This window comes from Stenotrophomonas maltophilia, assembly GCF_001274595.1.
Lineage (GTDB): Bacteria > Pseudomonadota > Gammaproteobacteria > Xanthomonadales > Xanthomonadaceae > Stenotrophomonas > Stenotrophomonas forensis.
In genome coordinates this window covers 748,545-764,751 of record NZ_CP011010.1, presented here as the reverse complement: position 1 = coordinate 764,751, position 16,207 = coordinate 748,545, and the positions used below count along the sequence as shown (strand labels likewise).

Genomic DNA, 16,207 nt, shown 5'->3' with positions numbered 1-16,207 from the left:
CCGGAGCACACGAATGAACGCTGTTGCCAAGACCTTCTCCACCGAAGGTGATTACAAGATCCGCGACATCACGCTGGCCGACTGGGGCCGCAAGGAACTGGACATCGCCGAGCACGAGATGCCGGGCCTGATGTCGATCCGCCGCAAGTACCAGGCCGAGCTGCCGCTGAAGGGCGTGCGCGTGACCGGCTCGCTGCACATGACCATCCAGACCGCGGTGCTGATCGAGACCCTGAAGGACATCGGCGCCGACGTGCGCTGGGCCTCGTGCAACATCTTCTCGACCCAGGACCACGCCGCTGCCGCCATCGCCGCCACCGGCACCCCGGTGTTCGCCTGGAAGGGCGAAACCCTGGAAGAGTACTGGGACTGCACCCTGGACGCGCTGACCTTCACCCTGGCCGACGGCACCCTGACCGGCCCGGAGCTGGTGGTCGACGACGGCGGTGACGTGACCCTGCTGATCCACAAGGGCTACGAGCTGGAAAACGGCAGCGACTGGGTCAACACCGCGTCCTCCTCGCACGAAGAACAGGTCATCAAGAACCTGCTCAAGCGCGTGGCCAAGGAGCGCCCGGGTTACTGGGGTCGCGTGGTCAAGGACTGGAAGGGCGTCTCCGAAGAGACCACCACCGGCGTGCATCGCCTGTACCAGCTGGCCCAGGCCGGCACCCTGCTGATCCCGGCGATCAACGTCAACGACTCGGTCACCAAGAGCAAGTTCGACAACCTGTACGGCTGCCGCGAGTCGCTGGCCGATGGCCTGAAGCGCGCGATGGATGTGATGCTGGCCGGCAAGGTCGCCGTGGTCTGCGGCTACGGCGACGTCGGCAAGGGCTGCGCCGCGTCGCTGCGTGCCTATGGCGCGCGCGTGATCGTCACCGAGATCGACCCGATCTGCGCCCTGCAGGCGGCGATGGAAGGCTATGAAGTCAACACCATCGAATCGACCCTGGGCCGTGCCGACCTGTACGTCACCACCACCGGCAACAAGGACATCATCCGCATCGAGCACCTGAGCGCGATGAAGGACCAGGCCATCGTCTGCAACATCGGCCACTTCGACAACGAGATCCAGGTCGATGCGCTGGTGTCGTTCGCCGGCATCAAGCACGTCAACATCAAGCCGCAGGTGGACAAGTACATCTTCCCGAACGGCAACGCGATCTTCCTGCTGGCCGAAGGCCGCCTGGTGAACCTGGGTTGCGCCACCGGCCACCCGAGCTTCGTGATGTCCAACAGCTTCGCCAACCAGACCCTGGCACAGATCGACCTGTGGGCGAACAAGGACAGCTACGAGAAGAAGGTCTACCTGCTGCCGAAGAAGCTGGACGAGGAAGTGGCGCGCCTGCACCTGGAAAAGATCGGCGTGAAGCTGACCACCCTGAGCCAGGAACAGGCCGACTACATCGGCGTGCCGGTGGAAGGCCCGTTCAAGCCGGACCACTACCGCTACTGATGCCTGTGGTGTGCCGGCCCACGGCCGGCGCACCCGGTGCATGCAACACACGGAACGGGCGCCTTCGGGCGCCCGTTCTGCGTTTGCCCCTCAGAAGTCGAAGTTGACCGGAATCCTGGCCAGGCTGATGTCGGGCGGGTCGCCTCGCTTGCTGGTAAACGTCCAGGCCGATGCCGCGTCGACGGCTGCCGCATCCAGCGTGGGATGGCCACTGGACTCGGCGATGATCCTGCCGGTGACCCGGCCTTCGCGGTTGATCACCACCAGCACCACGGTCGTGCCTTTCAGACCCTGCTTGTACGCCTCCTGCGGATACCTTGGGGCAGGCGATGACAGCGGCCACCATCCCACCGGCGGCGCATCCGGCGGGTCGGTATCGACCAGGCAGCGCTCGGGTATGCGGATGCCCATGCGGGTGTCCTGCTTCGGATCCACTTCCATGGCAATGCCGCGACAGTTGCCCGCCAGCGCGGCGAGGAACAGCGCCTGCCGCCACGTTGCGCGGATATCCGACCCGACCCCGGTGAAACGGCATTGGTCGCCCTTTCGATGCGATGCCATCGACACCATGCCCGCATCGATCAAGTCCCGCACGGCCTGCCCGCGTGTACAGCGGTCCTCACTGGCCAGGGCCGGACCAGCGACCACCATCATTCCGGCAAGCAGACCCGCCGCAATCATCCGCTGATAGGCCACTCCACTCCCCTGTGCTGCGTTCTGTTGACCCGAGTCTGCCACGCCATGCATGGATGCTCCACCCGCAATAGCCTCGGTCAAGGCAACGCCTCCGCCCCGCGCTACGATGCCTCCATGACCCCGGCCATCAACCTGCTCAAGCGCGAGAAGATCGCCCACACCGTGCGCAGCTATGTGCACGACGCTCACGCCGAATCGTATGGCGGCGAAGCCGTCGACAAGCTCGGCCTCGACCCGGCCCAGGTGTTCAAGACCCTGCTGGCCAGCACTGAAACCCACGAACTGCTGGTAGCAATCGTGCCCGTGGCCGGCCAGCTGGACCTGAAGGCGCTGGCCGAAGCGGCCGGCTGCAAGAAGTGCGAGATGGCCGCCGCCGATTCCGCACAGCGCGCGACCGGCTACCTGGTCGGTGGCATCAGCCCGCTCGGGCAGAAGAAGCGCCTGCGCACCTTCCTGGATGCCAGCGCCGAAGTGCTGCCCATGCTGCATGTCAGCGCCGGGCGGCGTGGCCTGGAAGTGGAACTGGCGCCCGGCGACCTGCTGCGCCTGACCGCCGGCCACTACGCGGCGATCGGCAAGGCACGCTGATGCGCTGGCCGTGGTCCGCCGCACCATCACCCCGGCTTGAAGATCCACAGGCCGATGTACTGCTGCAGGACCTGCTGTCACGCGACGGTGCACGCATCACCGACGCGGCACGCACGGTCGCACGGCTGTTCAGCGCGTCGTCGCTGGAGGCGCTGGCGGTGCACACGGACCTGATTGAAAAATGCTGCCAGGGCATCGCACTGGGCGGCATGCTGATCAGCAACCAGGCGCACCTGAAGGCGGCCCTGCAGCGGCTGCGCTACTGGCAGGCACGCCAGGGCTGCCTGTGCGCGCTCAATCCCGGCTATCCGTTCTTCGATCCCCGTCGCCTGCTTGAACAGGGGCAGATGCAGCTGCTCTCGGTGCAGGACGCCGAGGATGGATGGGGCGACTGCCACACCGTTGCCTGCATGCAGTGCGGCCAGCACTGGCAGGCGATCGACCGCGAATACCATTACCCCTGGTGGGAGTGGAAAGCCATCTGACAGGGACGCAGCCACGCATGGCGTGGCTCTACCGCGGTCCAGTAGATCCACGCCATGCGTGGATGGCGGTCACTCCACAAGCTCATACCGCATCGGCACGCGCACAATGGTCAGCGCCGGCACCGTGCTTTGGGCATCGCCGCGCAAGAAATGCCAACCACGCAGCTCTTCCACCGCCGCCTCGTCCAGTACCGCATGGCCACTGGAAGTCTCCACGATCACCGCAGCCACTGCGCCGTTCGCATCGACCAGAGCCTTGAGCAGGCTGCGCCCGGAAAGCCCCTGATCCATCGCTTCGCGCGGATAACGCGGCAGCTTTCCGCGCGGCTGCAACCAGGGAACACCTTCGCCGGCGAACAGGTCCTGGCTGCGGCGCGCAGCACATCGCTTCGGTGTGCGCAGCAGCAGTGATGGACGCAGGTTGTCGGCCGTCACCTCCGCAGGCGCTGCGCAGGCATGCTGCGCCAGTACCTCCAGCATCTGCTGCTGCCGAAGCAGCCCCTTGCCGTCGCTCGCCGTCACCTCGACCACGCAGCGTCCGTCCCGGGGCTGCATCGACAATGCAGTCACGCTCGCATCGCGAAGTCCGGAAACCGTGGCCAATGGCGCACACGCAGTGTCAGCAGAGGGCTTCGCCGCCAACGCCGTGGCGGCGGGCAAGATGCCTGCCAGCAACACCGGGATCATCCTTGTCCAGACAGCCATGCCCCGCCCTCCGTGCGTTCGTCTGGCCCGATCATACCTGGCGCATGGCAGCGGGTGATCGGGTCAGCGCCCCGCGGTTCGAGGATCTGACCCGCGACGGCTACGGCCGCCAGTTGGCGTTGCTCTCCCAGAACGCCACCGAGCGCTGGTAGGCCTCCCGGTCCAGCGGCACGCCGGAACCGCCCTCCTCCACGCCCAGCGCATTGCGCATCATGGTGATCGGCGCCATCGGCACCTCTTCCGGCTCGGCGGTGTAGATGCAGCCGACGATGCCCCAGTCGGCCTCGATCGGCGAACCTTCCTTGGCCAGCTGCTCGGCGCTGTACAGGATCACTACCAGATAGTTCGCGCGCGGCGACTCCACGCCTTCGAACCAACGCACCAGCACCGGCAGCTCATCACGGTTGCGCGCTTCGTAGCCGCTGCGCAGCTGGTGGCGGTTGGCCTCGGTCACCGGCACCGTCAGGCAACGCGTGCTGGTCCAGTTCTCGTAGACAAACAGCTTGCAGAACGGCGCATAACCGTCGAGCACCTTCAGCGGTGCGTGCGCATTGAGGTGCGCCTCGAACTGCTCGGCGGTGCAATCCTGGATGGTGTTGCCGCGCGGCACACGCGGGAACAGGCGGGGACGGGCAAATTCGGTGAGGACGATGGACATGGCGCGATGTGATCAGGAGTTCTGCCGCACAGGGTAACCGCCCTGCAGGCGGCAGGGGCGGATGCCGATGCTCACTGGCATCCGATGCAGGTTTGCCGCACCCTGCGCAGGACCCACCGCAAGGATCGCAGGCTCATGGAAGCAGCACGCGCATTGCCCCGTCCCGCCCCCCGTCGTCGCTGGCTGAAGGTGCTGGCCGCATTCCTGCTGGCGCCGCCGTTGCTGTTCGCCGCCGCCCTGTTCTGGCCGCTGCCGGCACCGCCGCTGCCCGAGCCTGGCAACAGCCGCCTGATCGTCAATGCCCGTGTGGTAGACGTCGTGCGCGGCCAGGTCAGCGAACCGACCACGGTGACGCTGCACAACGGCACGATCACCGCCATCGGCGAAAGCGTTGCCGATGCAGCGTTGCCGGTCTTCGACGCCGGTGGCCGCTGGCTGCTGCCGGGCTTCTGGGACATGCACACCCATGCACTGCAGTTGTCGCCGCAACTACAGTTCCCGCTGATGCTGGCCAACGGCATCACCGGTACCCGCGACATGATGGACTGCCCGCAGGCCACCGATCCGCTGATCGCCTGCGTGGCCGACAAGCGCCACTGGACCACACAGGCCATCGCCGGGCAGCAGGTTGCGCCGCGTTTCGTGCAGGTCGCCAGCTTCTACTTCGAAGATCCGTTACTCGCGCCGGAAGCCGCCGCTGAGCGTGCCCGCACGTACAGCGCGCGTGGTGTCGACGCGTTGAAGGTCTACAACCGGCTGCGTGCCGATACCTACCAGCGGCTGGCCACCGAGGCGCAGCAGCTGCGTCGCCCGCTGGTCGGCCACCTGCCCAAGGCCGTGCTACTGGAAAGCGCATTGCAGGCCGGCCAGCGCAGCTTCGAGCACGCCCATCTGTTCGTACGCCACTGCTTCGACAACGCGGCGGCGTGGCGCGGTGGCACGCTCGATGGCGAAGACCCGACCGCGCTGGCCGAACGGATGGTCAGCGGCTACCAGCCAGCCCTGTGCAGCGAAGCGTTCGGATTGATGCAGGCCAGCGCTGCAGCGTTCGTGCCGACCCACGTCACCCGCGAGGAAGACGCGCGCGCACGCGATCCGGCCTTCATCAACGATCCGCGCCTGGCCTATCTGGATCCACTCTCCCGCTGGGCGTGGCGCGACGATCTGCAGGCCACGGTGGAGCACTACCCAGGCCTGCGCGGCGAAGACGTGCTGAAAGCCTACTTCGCGCATGGACTGGCGCTGACCGGTGCCGCGCATCGTGCGGGCGTCACCGTGCTGGTCGGCACCGATACCGGGCTGGGCGGTTTCCGCTACCACGATGAACTGCAGTGGCTGCGACGGGCGGGCCTGAGCCAGGCCGACGTACTGCGTTCCGCCACGCTGCAGGCCGCGCGTCATCTGGAGCTGCAGGCATCGCACGGCAGCATCGAGGTCGGCAAGGCCGCCGACCTGGTCCTGCTCGATGGCAACCCGCTGCACGACACCGCCAACACCCGCCGTGTGCACGCCGTGCTGCTGGCCGGCCACCTCTACGACCGCCCGCGACTGGATGCCCTGCTGGCCTACGCCCGTGCGCAGGCACGATCGCCCGCGGTGATGGCGCGCCTGCTGTGGGGCTTCGCCACCAGCCCGGTCAGTGCCGAACTGTAGCGGCGGCTACAACGCCATCCGCTCGCGCAGCTCGCGTGCCTGCCGCCGAGATACTTCCACTTCGCTGCCGTCGTCCAGCGCCAGGTCGTAGCCATCGCCGATGCTCGGCGTCACCGCGCGGATACGGCGCAGATTGACCAGCGTGTTGCGGTTGGCGCGGAAGAACAGCTCCTGCGGCAGGCGTGCTTCCAATGCGCTCAGGCTGCGGGTCAGCAGCGCGTTCTGGTCGCGGAACCACAGCCGCGTGTAGTTGCCGTCCACCACCAGCCGCCGGATCTCGGAGACCGCCACGAACCAGCAGCGCTCGCCCTCGCGCACGAACACCTGGTCATGCGCGCCCAGCGTGCCACGCAGCGCGGGCGCTTCAGTCGTCTCCACCTCGCGCTGGCGCGCCCGCTGCAGCGCTTCCAACAGCCGCGGCGCCTCCACCGGCTTGACCAGATAGTCCAGCGCATTGGCCTGGAAGGCACGTACCGCATAGCCGTCGAAGGCCGTGACGAACACCACCGCCGGCACGGATTCCAGCCCCTCCAGCACGTCGAAGCCACTGCCGGAGGGCATCTGCACATCCAACAGCACCAGGTCTGGTGCCAGCGTTGCAATCGCCTCGCGCGCAGCGGGCACATCGTCGGCCTCGCCCACGCACTGCACCCAGGGCAACGCCGACAACAGCGTGCGCAGCTCCTGCCGCGCCAGCCGTGCATCATCAACGATCAACACACGCAGCACGCCACTCATTGCGGAATCTCCAGCAGGGCCTGCATGCGCTCGCCGACCGGCTGCAGGGTGAAACGACCTTGCGTACCGAGCTGCGCACGCAGATAGGCCAGGCCGACACCATGCCCGTGAGTGGGTTCGATCGCGCTGCCCAATGGATTGTCCACCTGCAGGCGCAGCACATCGTTGTCCAACGTGGCACGGATCTGCACTTCGCCACCGCCGGGGCGGCTGGCGATGCCGTGCTTGATCGCGTTTTCCACCAGCAGCTGCAGCGCCATCGCCGGCAACTGTGCCTGCGTGGCATCGGCATCAATCTGCTGCCGCACCTGCAGGCGCTGTTCGAAGTGGATCGCCTCGATGGCCAGGTAGTCATCGACCACCGCCAGTTCCTCGGCCAGCGTGACCTGCTCGCTGCGGTTGTGTGCCAGCGCCTGGCGCAGGGTGCGCGACAGGCGGGTGACCATGTCGCGCGCGCGCTCGGGATCTTCCAGGATCAACGCACGCAGGTTGTTCAGCGCATTGAACATGAAATGCGGATTGAGCCGCGCGCGCAGTGCATCGCGCTCCAGCGCGCTGCGTTCGGCTTCCGCGCGCAGCCGGGCCAGCTCCGCACCCCGTATCCGGCGCAGGCTGTGCAGGCCTGCCCAGAGCGCGGTCCACAGCGCCAGCATCACCGCCGTGGTGTACCAGTAGAGCAGCAGTGCCTTGGGGCTGAAGTCGGCCACCTGGCGGCCGGCATCCACCCATCCCAGAGCCAGTGCCGTGTGCAAGGCCATGTTCACCAGTGCCTGCGCCAGCGCCGCGCCGAGCGCCACCGACACTGCCAGCCGCAACAACAGCCCGGCCGTACCGCGCGACCACCAGCCGGCGCGCAGGGCCAGCGCACGAATGCCACCGCTGCAGCCGAACAGGCTGACCGCCAGGCCGACCGTGATCAGCACGCCCGCGCTTCCGGCGTCGGCCAGATAGGCATGCCGCAGCCCGAGGCCGGCGACCGCGTAGAGTGCCCACACCAGCGCATTGAGCAGCCAGAAGCGTACCGACGAAGAGGAGTCCGGCATGTCCATTCCGAGGCGTGTTGAAACTCAGGGGTGACGGTCGAGGAAGGCCTGCACCTGCCCGCGCAGCCAGCTCGGATCATCCCACATCAGGAAGTGGAAACCCTGCGCGCTCATCGCGATCTGCACATCGTGCAGCGTCGCGTACTGGGCCTGGAACACCGCCCGGGTGCTCGCTTCGGTGCCTCCCATCGGCTGGTAGCCGGCCCAGCTGCCCAGCACCAGTGTCGGCGCGCTGATCGAGGCGATGCTGTCACGCAGGTCGGTGGTCATCACCGCGTGCATCGCATCGGCCGTGGTCTGGCGGTCACTGCTTTCGCCCCAGCGGCCCAGTTCGGCCTGCCGCTGCGGGTCACGGGTCATGCCCGGCAGGCCGGCCTTCAGCTGCGCCTGCCATTGCGCGGCGTCGGCGGCGAGCATGCCCTTGCGCAGCTGCTCGGCCATCGGCCGCACGCTGTCCGCGGTGGCATTCGGGTCGCGTGCCGCCGGCAGGAACGGCAGCGCGTCCACCACCACCAGCGCGCTGACCGCCTTCGGCTCGGCCTGCGCCATCTGCAGGCCCAGCAGGCCGCCGAGACTGTGGCCAACCACCACTACCGGCCCCAGATGCTGGTCATGCAGGTAGGCCAGCAGCTGCGCGCGCATCGCCGGCAGGAACCCGGCCGGGCGCGGATCGGCCGGTGCGGCGCCGGCAAATCCCGGCAGCTGCACCAGATGGCATTGCACATCCTTCAAGGCCAGGCAGGTCTCGCGCCAGACCTCGGCGCTGCTGTTCAGGCCGGGGATCATCAACAGCGGGCGGCCCTTGCCGACCACCTCGACCTGCACCTTGCCGGGGGCCGGGCCGCGGGTTGGGGCCGCATGCGCCGATCCGGAACCCAGCACGGCCATCGCCATGCCGATCATCGCCAGCCGTGCCAGCGCCTTCATCGCGTACCAGAGTGCCAGGAAGATCTTCATCGTCTGCTCCTTCATCGGGTGGGTGTTGCCGGGTTGGGCTCAGCGTGCCGCCAGCCACAGCGCCCCTGTTGCGAATCCGGAGCAACGGCCGGACACCCGGGCGAACGGTCGCCGGCGGGGGACGGTGCCCATCACATCGCACGTACACATCCATCTTGATGAAGCGATATACTTTTCCGCACCTGCCGCCGCCGCCCGCGCCATGACCGCCATCAGCTTCGAGTTCTATCCACCCAAGACCGACGAACAGCGCAGCCAGCTCGACCGCGCCGCGGACAAGCTGAAGGACTACGGGCCCGAATACGTGTCATGCACCTTCGGCGCCGGTGGATCGACCCTGAGCTACACCTCCGAAACCGTGCGCCACCTCAACCAGCACCATGGCTTCGAAGCAGCCCCCCACCTGTCCTGCGTTGGCGGCACCCGCCAGGAAATCCGTGAACTGCTCAAGCTGTACCGCGCCATCGGCTGCGACCGCCTGGTCGCGTTGCGCGGCGACCTGCCCTCCGGCATGGGTTTCCCCGGCGACATGCGCTATGCCGCCGAACTGATCGCCTTCATCCGCGCCGAGCACGGCGACGCCTTCCGCATCGAGGTCGGCGCCTACCCGGAAACGCATCCGCAGGCCTCCGATGCATTGGCCGACCTGAAGCACTTCAAGGCCAAGATCGATGCCGGTGCCGATGCGGCGATCACCCAGTATTTCTACAATCCGGATGCGTACTTCCATTTCGTCGACGCGGTGCAGCGGCTCGGCGTGCAGGTACCGATCACCCCCGGCATCATGCCGATCGCCAACTTCAGCCAGCTGCGCCGCTTTTCCGAGCAGTGCGGCGCGGAGATCCCACGCTGGATCAGCCGCAGGATGCAGGCCTATGGCGATGACGTGGATTCGGTGCGTGCATTCGGCACCGAAGTGGTGGCCAAGCTGTGCCAGCGCCTGATCGAGGGCGGCGCACCCGGCCTGCACTTCTACACCTTGAACCTGGCCAAGCCGACCACGTCGGTGCTGAAACTGCTGCAGCTGTGAAAGCACGCCGCGCGAAGCGGAACGGCGCTACGCTGCGCGGATGATCCGGCTCTCCTTCCTGCTGTTGCTGCTGCCGCTGTGGTCTGCCACCAGCGTCGCCCACGCGCAATCCACGCGCCTGAACCGCTGTACCGATGCACAGGGCCGGAGCGTGTATACCGACCGCCCCTGCGACAGCCTGGGCGCGCAGTCTCGGCTGCCGCCGCCTGCGCCCACCGGCAGCACGCTGCAGCGCGACACCCTGGGTGCACGCTGCCCACGGCGGCTGAGCGAGCTGGTGGAAGCGCTGCGTACCGGCATCCTCAGCAACGACGTGAACCGGCTGTCCTCGCTGTACCTGTGGGGCGCGGTCTCCGACGCAGGCGCGCAGCGCATCCTCGGCCAGCTGGAATCATTGGCGCGGCGGCCGCTGGTGGACGTGGTGCCGGTGTATCCGCGGCAGAAACAGGACGCTTCGCAGGCGCTGGAGCAGGGTGATCCGGTGCCAGGCTCCGAACCCGAACCGGCTGCCGCGCGGCATCCGGTCGGCCTGCGCCTGGAGCAGACGTTGCCGGGCAGCGTGGCGCGTGCCTCCACCGTGCTGGGATTGCGGCGGCAGTACGGGTGTTTCTGGATCACGTTGTGATCGGTCGGGGCCGGATCCCTTTCCAGCGGAAAGGGATCCGACCCTGGCATCACGCCGGCCACAGCCCGCGGATGGCGGCGATGCCCTGCCCGCCATGTCGGCGCGCTTCGGTGATGTGGCCGCTGCCCATGCCCCCCAGCGCGTAGATCGGCAGTGACACCTGCGCACGCAGCTCGGCGAAAGCATCCCAACCCAGCGGTGCGGCGTCGGGGTGGCTGGCAGTGGCCTGCACCGGGCCCAGCACCGCGAAGTCGCAGCCCAGCTGTTGTGCCGCCTGCAACTGCTGCAGGTCGTGGCAGGACGCCGCCACCAGCTGCCCCTCGGGCAACGGGCGCTGCGACAGCTGCTGCAGCTGTTCGCTGCCCAGATGCACGCCCACGCTCAACGCGCGCGCCAGCTCGATATCGCGGTTGAGCAGCCACTGCACACCGCTGCGACGATGTGCACGCACCACTTGCTCGACCATTGCCTGCCGCTGCGGGTGCGCCGGTGGCAGGCGCAGCTGGATGCGCTGCTGGCCCGCCGCCACCGCGCGCTGCAGCTGGTCATGCCACTGCTGCACGCTGTCGGCATCGTCGGCCGGCGCCGGGGTGATCAGGTAGCTGTCGGGCTGGCGCAGGGCCGCCACCACCGGCAGGTCGGCCGGCGGCATCGAATAGCGGCCCAGCTTGTCCGGCGCCACCCAGGTGATCGCCTGGCCTTCGCGCCCGCGCGGCGTGCCCTTCCAGCTGCGCACATGGCGCACTTCCAGGGTCAGGTGCTTGTCCGGATAGCGCTGCGGAACATCCATCAGCCACTCACCGACATCGGCCTCGATGCCCAGTTCCTCGCGCAGCTCGCGTACCAGCGCCTGTTCGGAGGTCTCGCCGGATTCGCGCTTGCCGCCGGGGAATTCCCACAGGCCGGCCATGTCGCGGTTCTCGGTACGGCGGTTGAGCAGCACGCGGCCACGGGCGTCGGTGATGACGGCGGCCACGACGTGGATCGATCGGGTGGGAGGAGCCATGCGCAGAGCATGCCCAGAACAGGGGGACCGGCGCAATCGTGGATCCACCCTGGATCACCCGCCGGAAATGAAAAGCCCCGCTTTCGCGGGGCTCTCCGGAGGTCAGCTCAGCTGGCCGTGGCAGTGCTTGTACTTCTTGCCACTGCCGCAGGGGCACGGGTCGTTGCGGCCGATCTTCGGCTCGTCGCGCTGCAGCTGCGCGACGCCCTGGCGTTCGGCCTCCACCTGCGCCGCTTCCTCGTCGGCGCTGTAGCCGCCCGCGTCCTGGTGCTGGAACTGCGACTGGCTCAGGCGTGCCTGGGCCTGCTGGCGTTCTGCCGCTTCCAGCGCCTGCACTTCCTCGTCGCTGCGGATGCGCACGCGCGACAGCAGGGTCACCACTTCGCGCTTCACGTTCTCCAGCATGTCCGAGAACAGTTCGAAGGCTTCCTTCTTGTATTCCTGCTTCGGCTGCTTCTGCGCGTAACCACGCAGGTAGATGCCCTGGCGCAGGTAATCCATGCGTGCCAGATGCTCCTTCCAGCTCTGGTCCAGCACGGTCAGCATCACGTGCTTCTCCAGCGCGCGCATGGTCTCTTCGCCCACGCCGGCTTCCTTCTCGGCGAAGTGCTGGTTGACGCGCTCCTGCACCTTGGCGGCGATGGCCTCGGCGTCCAGTTCCTCGTGGTCCTTGACCAGGTCGGTCAGCGACATCTGCAGGCCGAAGTCCGACTCCAGGGTCGCCTCCAGGCCACGCAGGTCCCACTGCTCGTCGATCGAATTCGGCGGCACGAAGCGGGCCACCACGTCGAAGATCACGTCGTCGCGGATGCCGTCGACGTTGGCCTTCACCGACTCGGCGTCCAGCAGTTCGTCGCGCTGCGCGTAGATCACCTTGCGCTGGTCGTTGTTGACGTCGTCGAAGTCCAGCAGGTTCTTGCGGATGTCGAAGTTGTGGGCCTCCACCTTGCGCTGCGCCTTCTCGATCTGGCGGCTGACCAGGCGGTCCTCGATGACGTCGTCTTCCTTCATGCCCATCATGCGCATGGCCTTCTGCACCCAGTCGGAGGCGAAGATGCGCATCAGGTTGTCTTCCAGCGACAGGTAGAAGCGGGACGAACCCGGGTCACCCTGTCGGCCCGAACGGCCACGCAACTGGTTGTCGATACGGCGCGACTCATGGCGCTCGGTACCGACGATGTGCAGGCCGCCGGCCGCCTTGACCGCCTCGTGGCGCTTCTGCCATTCGGCCTTGACCGCGGCCTTCTGCGCGTCGGTCGCGTCCTCGCCCAGCTCGTGGATTTCCGCTTCCAGCGAACCGCCCAGCACGATGTCGGTACCACGGCCGGCCATGTTGGTGGCGATGGTCACCGCCGCCGGACGACCGGCGTTGGCGACGATGGTCGCTTCGCGGTCATGCTGCTTGGCATTGAGCACTTCGTGCTGCACGCCGGCCTTGCGCAGGTGCTCGGACAGCATTTCCGAGGTTTCGATCGAGGTGGTGCCCACCAGCACCGGCTGGCCGCGCTTGGCGCACTCTTCGATGTCGGCCAGCACCGCGTTGAACTTGCCCTTGCGGTTGAGGAACACCTGGTCCGGGCTGTCCTTGCGGATGGTCGGGCGGTTGGTCGGGATCACCACCACTTCCAGGCCATAGATGCTCTGGAACTCGAACGCTTCGGTATCGGCCGTACCGGTCATGCCGGACAGCTTCTTGTACATGCGGAACAGGTTCTGGAAGGTGATGCTGGCCAGCGTCTGGTTCTCGCGCTGGACCGGCACGCCTTCCTTCGCTTCCACCGCCTGGTGCAGGCCATCGGACCAGCGGCGGCCGGACAGGGTACGCCCGGTGAATTCGTCGACGATGACCACTTCGCCATCGCGCACGATGTAGTCCACGTCACGCTGGTAGATCGCGTGCGCGCGCAGCGCGGCGTTGAGGTGGTGGACCACGGTCAGGTTCTGCGGGGCGTACAGGCCCTCGGTCTCGGCATTGAGGATGCCGGCGTCGACCAGCAGCTGCTCGGCGTGCTCCATGCCCGCTTCGGACAGGTGCACCTGCTTGCCCTTCTCGTCGACCCAGAAGTCGCCTTCGCCGTCTTCCACTTCCTGCTTGACCAGGTTCGGCACGACGCGGTTGACGCGGATGTACAGCTCCGGGGAATCATCGGCCGGGCCGGAGATGATCAGCGGGGTACGTGCTTCGTCGATCAGGATCGAGTCGACTTCGTCGACGATGGCGTAGTGCAGGCCGCGCTGGTAGCGGTCGGCCTTGGACAGCGCCATGTTGTCGCGCAGGTAGTCGAAACCGAATTCGTTGTTGGTGCCGTAGGTGATGTCCGAGGCATAGGCTTCGCGCTTGTCGCTGTGCGGCATGCCCGGGTACACCACGCCCACGCTCAGGCCCAGCCAGTTGTACAGTTTGCCCATCTGCGCGGCATCGCGGCGGGCGAGGTAGTCATTCACGGTGACCACGTGCACGCCCTTGCCTTCCAGCGCGTTGAGGTACACCGGCAGGGTCGCTACCAGGGTCTTGCCTTCACCGGTGCGCATTTCTGCGATCTTGCCCAGGTGAAGCACCATGCCGCCGATCAGCTGCACGTCGTAGTGGCGCATGCCCAGCACGCGGCGGCCCGCTTCGCGGCAGACCGCGAACGCTTCCGGCAGCACCTTGTCCAGGGCTTCGCCGCCGGCGATGCGCTGCTTGAACTCCGGCGTCTTGGCCTGAAGCTGCTCGTCGGAAAGCTTCTCGATCTCCGGCTCCAGCGCATTGATCTTGGCGACGATGCGGTTGAGCTGGCGCAGCTGTCGTTCGTTACGACTGCCAAATACGCGGGTAAGCAGGCTGTTGATCATTGAAGGAACCGGGTTGGATGGACACGACGCCCGGCCTCCCCCTTGGGATCCGTCCGCCGCAAACGAAACAGGGCGCCTGGCGCCCTGTCGATGGCAACACCCATTGTAGCTTGGGACGGCCGCAAGGGGTTTCAACCCCGTGGGTAGTGCCGGCCGCGGGCCGGGTACCTCGTTCGGGCCCCTCAAGGAATTGCCGGCCAGCGGCCGGCACTACCAGATCAACCGCATCGGGTCAGAGCCCTTCCGCGGCGCGGAAGGGATCCGACCCGGGATCAGCCGCGGCTGATGCGGCCGACCGGCGTGTTGCCGCCGTCGCCGAGGAACTTGCGCGGGTTGACCACGTTGCCGTTCTCCCACACTTCGAAGTGCACGTGGGCACCGGTCGAACGGCCGGTGGAACCGGCCTTGGCCACTTCCTGGCCGGCACGGACCAGGTCACCGGCCTTCACCACCAGGCGCGAATTGTGCGCGTAGCGGGTGACATAACCGTTGCCGTGATCGACGTCGACCACGTTGCCGTAGCCGCCCTTCACGCCGGCAAAGCTGACCACGCCTTCGGCCACGGCCATCACGGGGTCGCCGACCCTGGCGTGGAAGTCCATGCCCTTGTGGGTGGCGGCACCGCGGCCGAACGGGTCGGCCCGGGTGCCGAAGCCGGAGGTCACGTAGCTGTTGCGGATCGGCATGCGCGAGGGCACGGCGTTCTGCTGCAGCTGGTGATCGAACATCAGCGATTCCATCACCGACAACTGGCGGCCTGAAGCAGCGAAGCGCTGCTCCAGCACCTGTAAGTCGGCGTTGACGTCCTTGACCGGGATGTCGCTGGTCGGGCCGCCGGCATCGCCGTCACCGAGACCCGGGGTCTCGTTGAAGTCGAACTCGCCGTCTTCCAGCTTGCCCATCTGGGTCAGCCGTTCGCCAAGGGCGTTGAGGCGGGTGGCCTGGGCCTGCAGCTCGCCCAGGCGGGCCGCCAGCGCGTTGACCTGGGTCTGCGCATCGCGCTTGACCTTGGCCAGCTCCGCATCCTGGCGCTCGACCTTGGCCTGCAGCCGGGAATCATTCAGCGCGCTGGCGCCAATGCCGCCGGCAAGGCCGATAATGCAGCCTACCCCGAGCACGCTGCCCAGCAGGGCGCGGGGGCGGTCCTCGAAATAGAACCGCAAACGCGTGATCGGCGACGCTTTGGCCTGTCCTTCACGCGTTTTGATTACGATCTTTTTGAATGCCATCAGTGAGTTTTCATGTCTGAGCCGAAATCCAGCGTTCGCCCCGCGTCAGTGCCGAAACCGGCGCTGGATGCGGTGATGGCGGACAAAAGCGGGAACCCGCTGCGGCGTGCCTTGTGGCTCGACGCGCTGGACCGTCAGTTGCGCCCCCAGTTGCCGCCACCTCTGCGCAGCCGTTGCCGGCTGGCCAATGTGGACGGGGAACACCTCGTTTTTCTCGTCGAGTCCCCGGTCTGGCATGCCAAGGTGCGGCTTGCCGAAGCCCAGTTGCTCGACGCGGCCCGTTCCATCGGGCTGAAGGCCACCAGGGTGACCATCAAGACTGCGTCTCCCACTCCCACGCGCTCCCCAGCGCTCGACAACCGGAATGGACCCCACGCAGTTTCAGCCGCCACGCACAAAGGGCTACGCGACGCCTTGGCGTGCCTGCAGGACGTTCCCTCGAAGCCGAAGAAGCGGTCCTGACGACAACGGAGCATCCAGCTCCGCTCCCCGTCGCACGT

General features: G+C 67.1%; 16 protein-coding genes. 7 read left to right on the top strand and 9 right to left on the bottom strand.

The window, feature by feature from the left end; translation table 11 throughout:
* Positions 1 to 13 precede the first annotated feature (13 nt).
* Entirely contained in the window at positions 14 to 1,459 is a 1,446-nt protein-coding gene (ahcY, locus tag VN11_RS03370) for an adenosylhomocysteinase (protein WP_004154241.1), read from the top strand.
* Positions 1,460 to 1,549: 90 nt separating this feature from the next.
* On the opposite strand, the gene VN11_RS03365 is transcribed toward ahcY, so the two are convergent.
* Positions 1,550 to 2,236 carry an energy transducer TonB gene (locus tag VN11_RS03365; protein WP_187299797.1) on the bottom strand — a complete coding sequence of 229 codons (687 nt, stop codon included), beginning with the start codon at positions 2,234 to 2,236 and terminating at the stop codon, positions 1,550 to 1,552.
* Between the two features lie 33 nt (positions 2,237 to 2,269).
* Between VN11_RS03365 and ybaK the strand changes: the two genes are divergently transcribed.
* On the top strand, positions 2,270 to 2,743 hold the full coding sequence (gene ybaK / locus VN11_RS03360) for a Cys-tRNA(Pro) deacylase (protein WP_053448813.1): 474 nt from the start codon (positions 2,270 to 2,272) through the stop codon (positions 2,741 to 2,743).
* Complete coding sequence (locus VN11_RS03355; RefSeq protein WP_053448812.1) at positions 2,743 to 3,228, top strand: hypothetical protein; 486 nt, start codon at positions 2,743 to 2,745, stop codon at positions 3,226 to 3,228. The genes ybaK and VN11_RS03355 overlap by 1 nt, the downstream gene beginning before the upstream one ends.
* A 69-nt stretch (positions 3,229 to 3,297) precedes the next feature.
* Here VN11_RS03355 and VN11_RS03350 read toward each other — a convergent pair whose 3' ends face one another.
* A complete protein-coding gene (locus tag VN11_RS03350; protein WP_053448811.1) occupies positions 3,298 to 3,933 on the bottom strand; it encodes an energy transducer TonB in 636 nt (211 codons plus the stop codon).
* A gap of 100 nt (positions 3,934 to 4,033) precedes the next feature.
* Positions 4,034 to 4,591 carry a DUF3228 family protein gene (locus VN11_RS03345; protein WP_053448810.1) on the bottom strand — a complete coding sequence of 186 codons (558 nt, stop codon included), beginning with the start codon at positions 4,589 to 4,591 and terminating at the stop codon, positions 4,034 to 4,036.
* A 135-nt stretch (positions 4,592 to 4,726) separates the two neighbouring features.
* Here VN11_RS03345 and VN11_RS03340 point away from each other — a divergent pair, with 135 nt between their 5' ends.
* Positions 4,727 to 6,244 (top strand): amidohydrolase family protein, encoded by a 1,518-nt coding sequence (locus VN11_RS03340; RefSeq protein WP_053448809.1) that lies wholly within the window; start codon positions 4,727 to 4,729, stop codon positions 6,242 to 6,244.
* Between the two features lie 6 nt (positions 6,245 to 6,250).
* Here the strand turns inward: VN11_RS03340 and VN11_RS03335 are convergent, their stop codons facing one another.
* From VN11_RS03335 to VN11_RS03325, 3 genes are read right to left on the bottom strand one after another with little or no spacing between them, the layout of a single operon-like run.
* Complete coding sequence (locus VN11_RS03335; RefSeq protein ID WP_053448808.1) at positions 6,251 to 6,982, bottom strand: LytR/AlgR family response regulator transcription factor; 732 nt, start codon at positions 6,980 to 6,982, stop codon at positions 6,251 to 6,253.
* Positions 6,979 to 8,025, bottom strand: coding sequence for a sensor histidine kinase (locus VN11_RS03330; RefSeq protein ID WP_053451242.1), 1,047 nt, complete (start codon positions 8,023 to 8,025; stop codon positions 6,979 to 6,981). The genes VN11_RS03335 and VN11_RS03330 overlap by 4 nt, the downstream gene beginning before the upstream one ends.
* 24 nt (positions 8,026 to 8,049) lie before the next feature.
* Positions 8,050 to 8,982, bottom strand: coding sequence for an alpha/beta fold hydrolase (locus VN11_RS03325; RefSeq protein ID WP_053448807.1), 933 nt, complete (start codon positions 8,980 to 8,982; stop codon positions 8,050 to 8,052).
* 202 nt (positions 8,983 to 9,184) lie between these two features.
* Here VN11_RS03325 and metF point away from each other — a divergent pair, with 202 nt between their 5' ends.
* Positions 9,185 to 10,012 (top strand): methylenetetrahydrofolate reductase [NAD(P)H], encoded by an 828-nt coding sequence (gene metF / locus VN11_RS03320; RefSeq protein ID WP_053448806.1) that lies wholly within the window; start codon positions 9,185 to 9,187, stop codon positions 10,010 to 10,012.
* A gap of 40 nt (positions 10,013 to 10,052) precedes the next feature.
* Positions 10,053 to 10,637, top strand: a complete 585-nt coding sequence (locus VN11_RS03315; RefSeq protein WP_053448805.1) for a DUF4124 domain-containing protein — start codon at positions 10,053 to 10,055, stop codon at positions 10,635 to 10,637.
* Positions 10,638 to 10,686: 49 nt separating this feature from the next.
* Here the strand turns inward: VN11_RS03315 and VN11_RS03310 are convergent, their stop codons facing one another.
* The 3 genes from VN11_RS03310 to VN11_RS03300 all read right to left on the bottom strand — a co-directional run bounded on the left by VN11_RS03310 (position 10,687) and on the right by VN11_RS03300 (position 15,707).
* The gene (locus VN11_RS03310; protein WP_053448804.1) at positions 10,687 to 11,643 is read right to left on the bottom strand and encodes a Nudix family hydrolase; all 957 of its coding nucleotides are present in this window, start codon (positions 11,641 to 11,643) and stop codon (positions 10,687 to 10,689) included.
* 102 nt (positions 11,644 to 11,745) lie between these two features.
* On the bottom strand, positions 11,746 to 14,478 hold the full coding sequence (gene secA / locus VN11_RS03305; RefSeq protein WP_053448803.1) for a preprotein translocase subunit SecA: 2,733 nt from the start codon (positions 14,476 to 14,478) through the stop codon (positions 11,746 to 11,748).
* A gap of 272 nt (positions 14,479 to 14,750) precedes the next feature.
* Positions 14,751 to 15,707, bottom strand: coding sequence for a M23 family metallopeptidase (locus VN11_RS03300; RefSeq protein ID WP_004154230.1), 957 nt, complete (start codon positions 15,705 to 15,707; stop codon positions 14,751 to 14,753).
* A gap of 12 nt (positions 15,708 to 15,719) precedes the next feature.
* Between VN11_RS03300 and VN11_RS03295 the strand changes: the two genes are divergently transcribed.
* Positions 15,720 to 16,169 (top strand): DUF721 domain-containing protein, encoded by a 450-nt coding sequence (locus VN11_RS03295; RefSeq protein WP_004154229.1) that lies wholly within the window; start codon positions 15,720 to 15,722, stop codon positions 16,167 to 16,169.
* Positions 16,170 to 16,207: the final 38 nt, after the last annotated feature.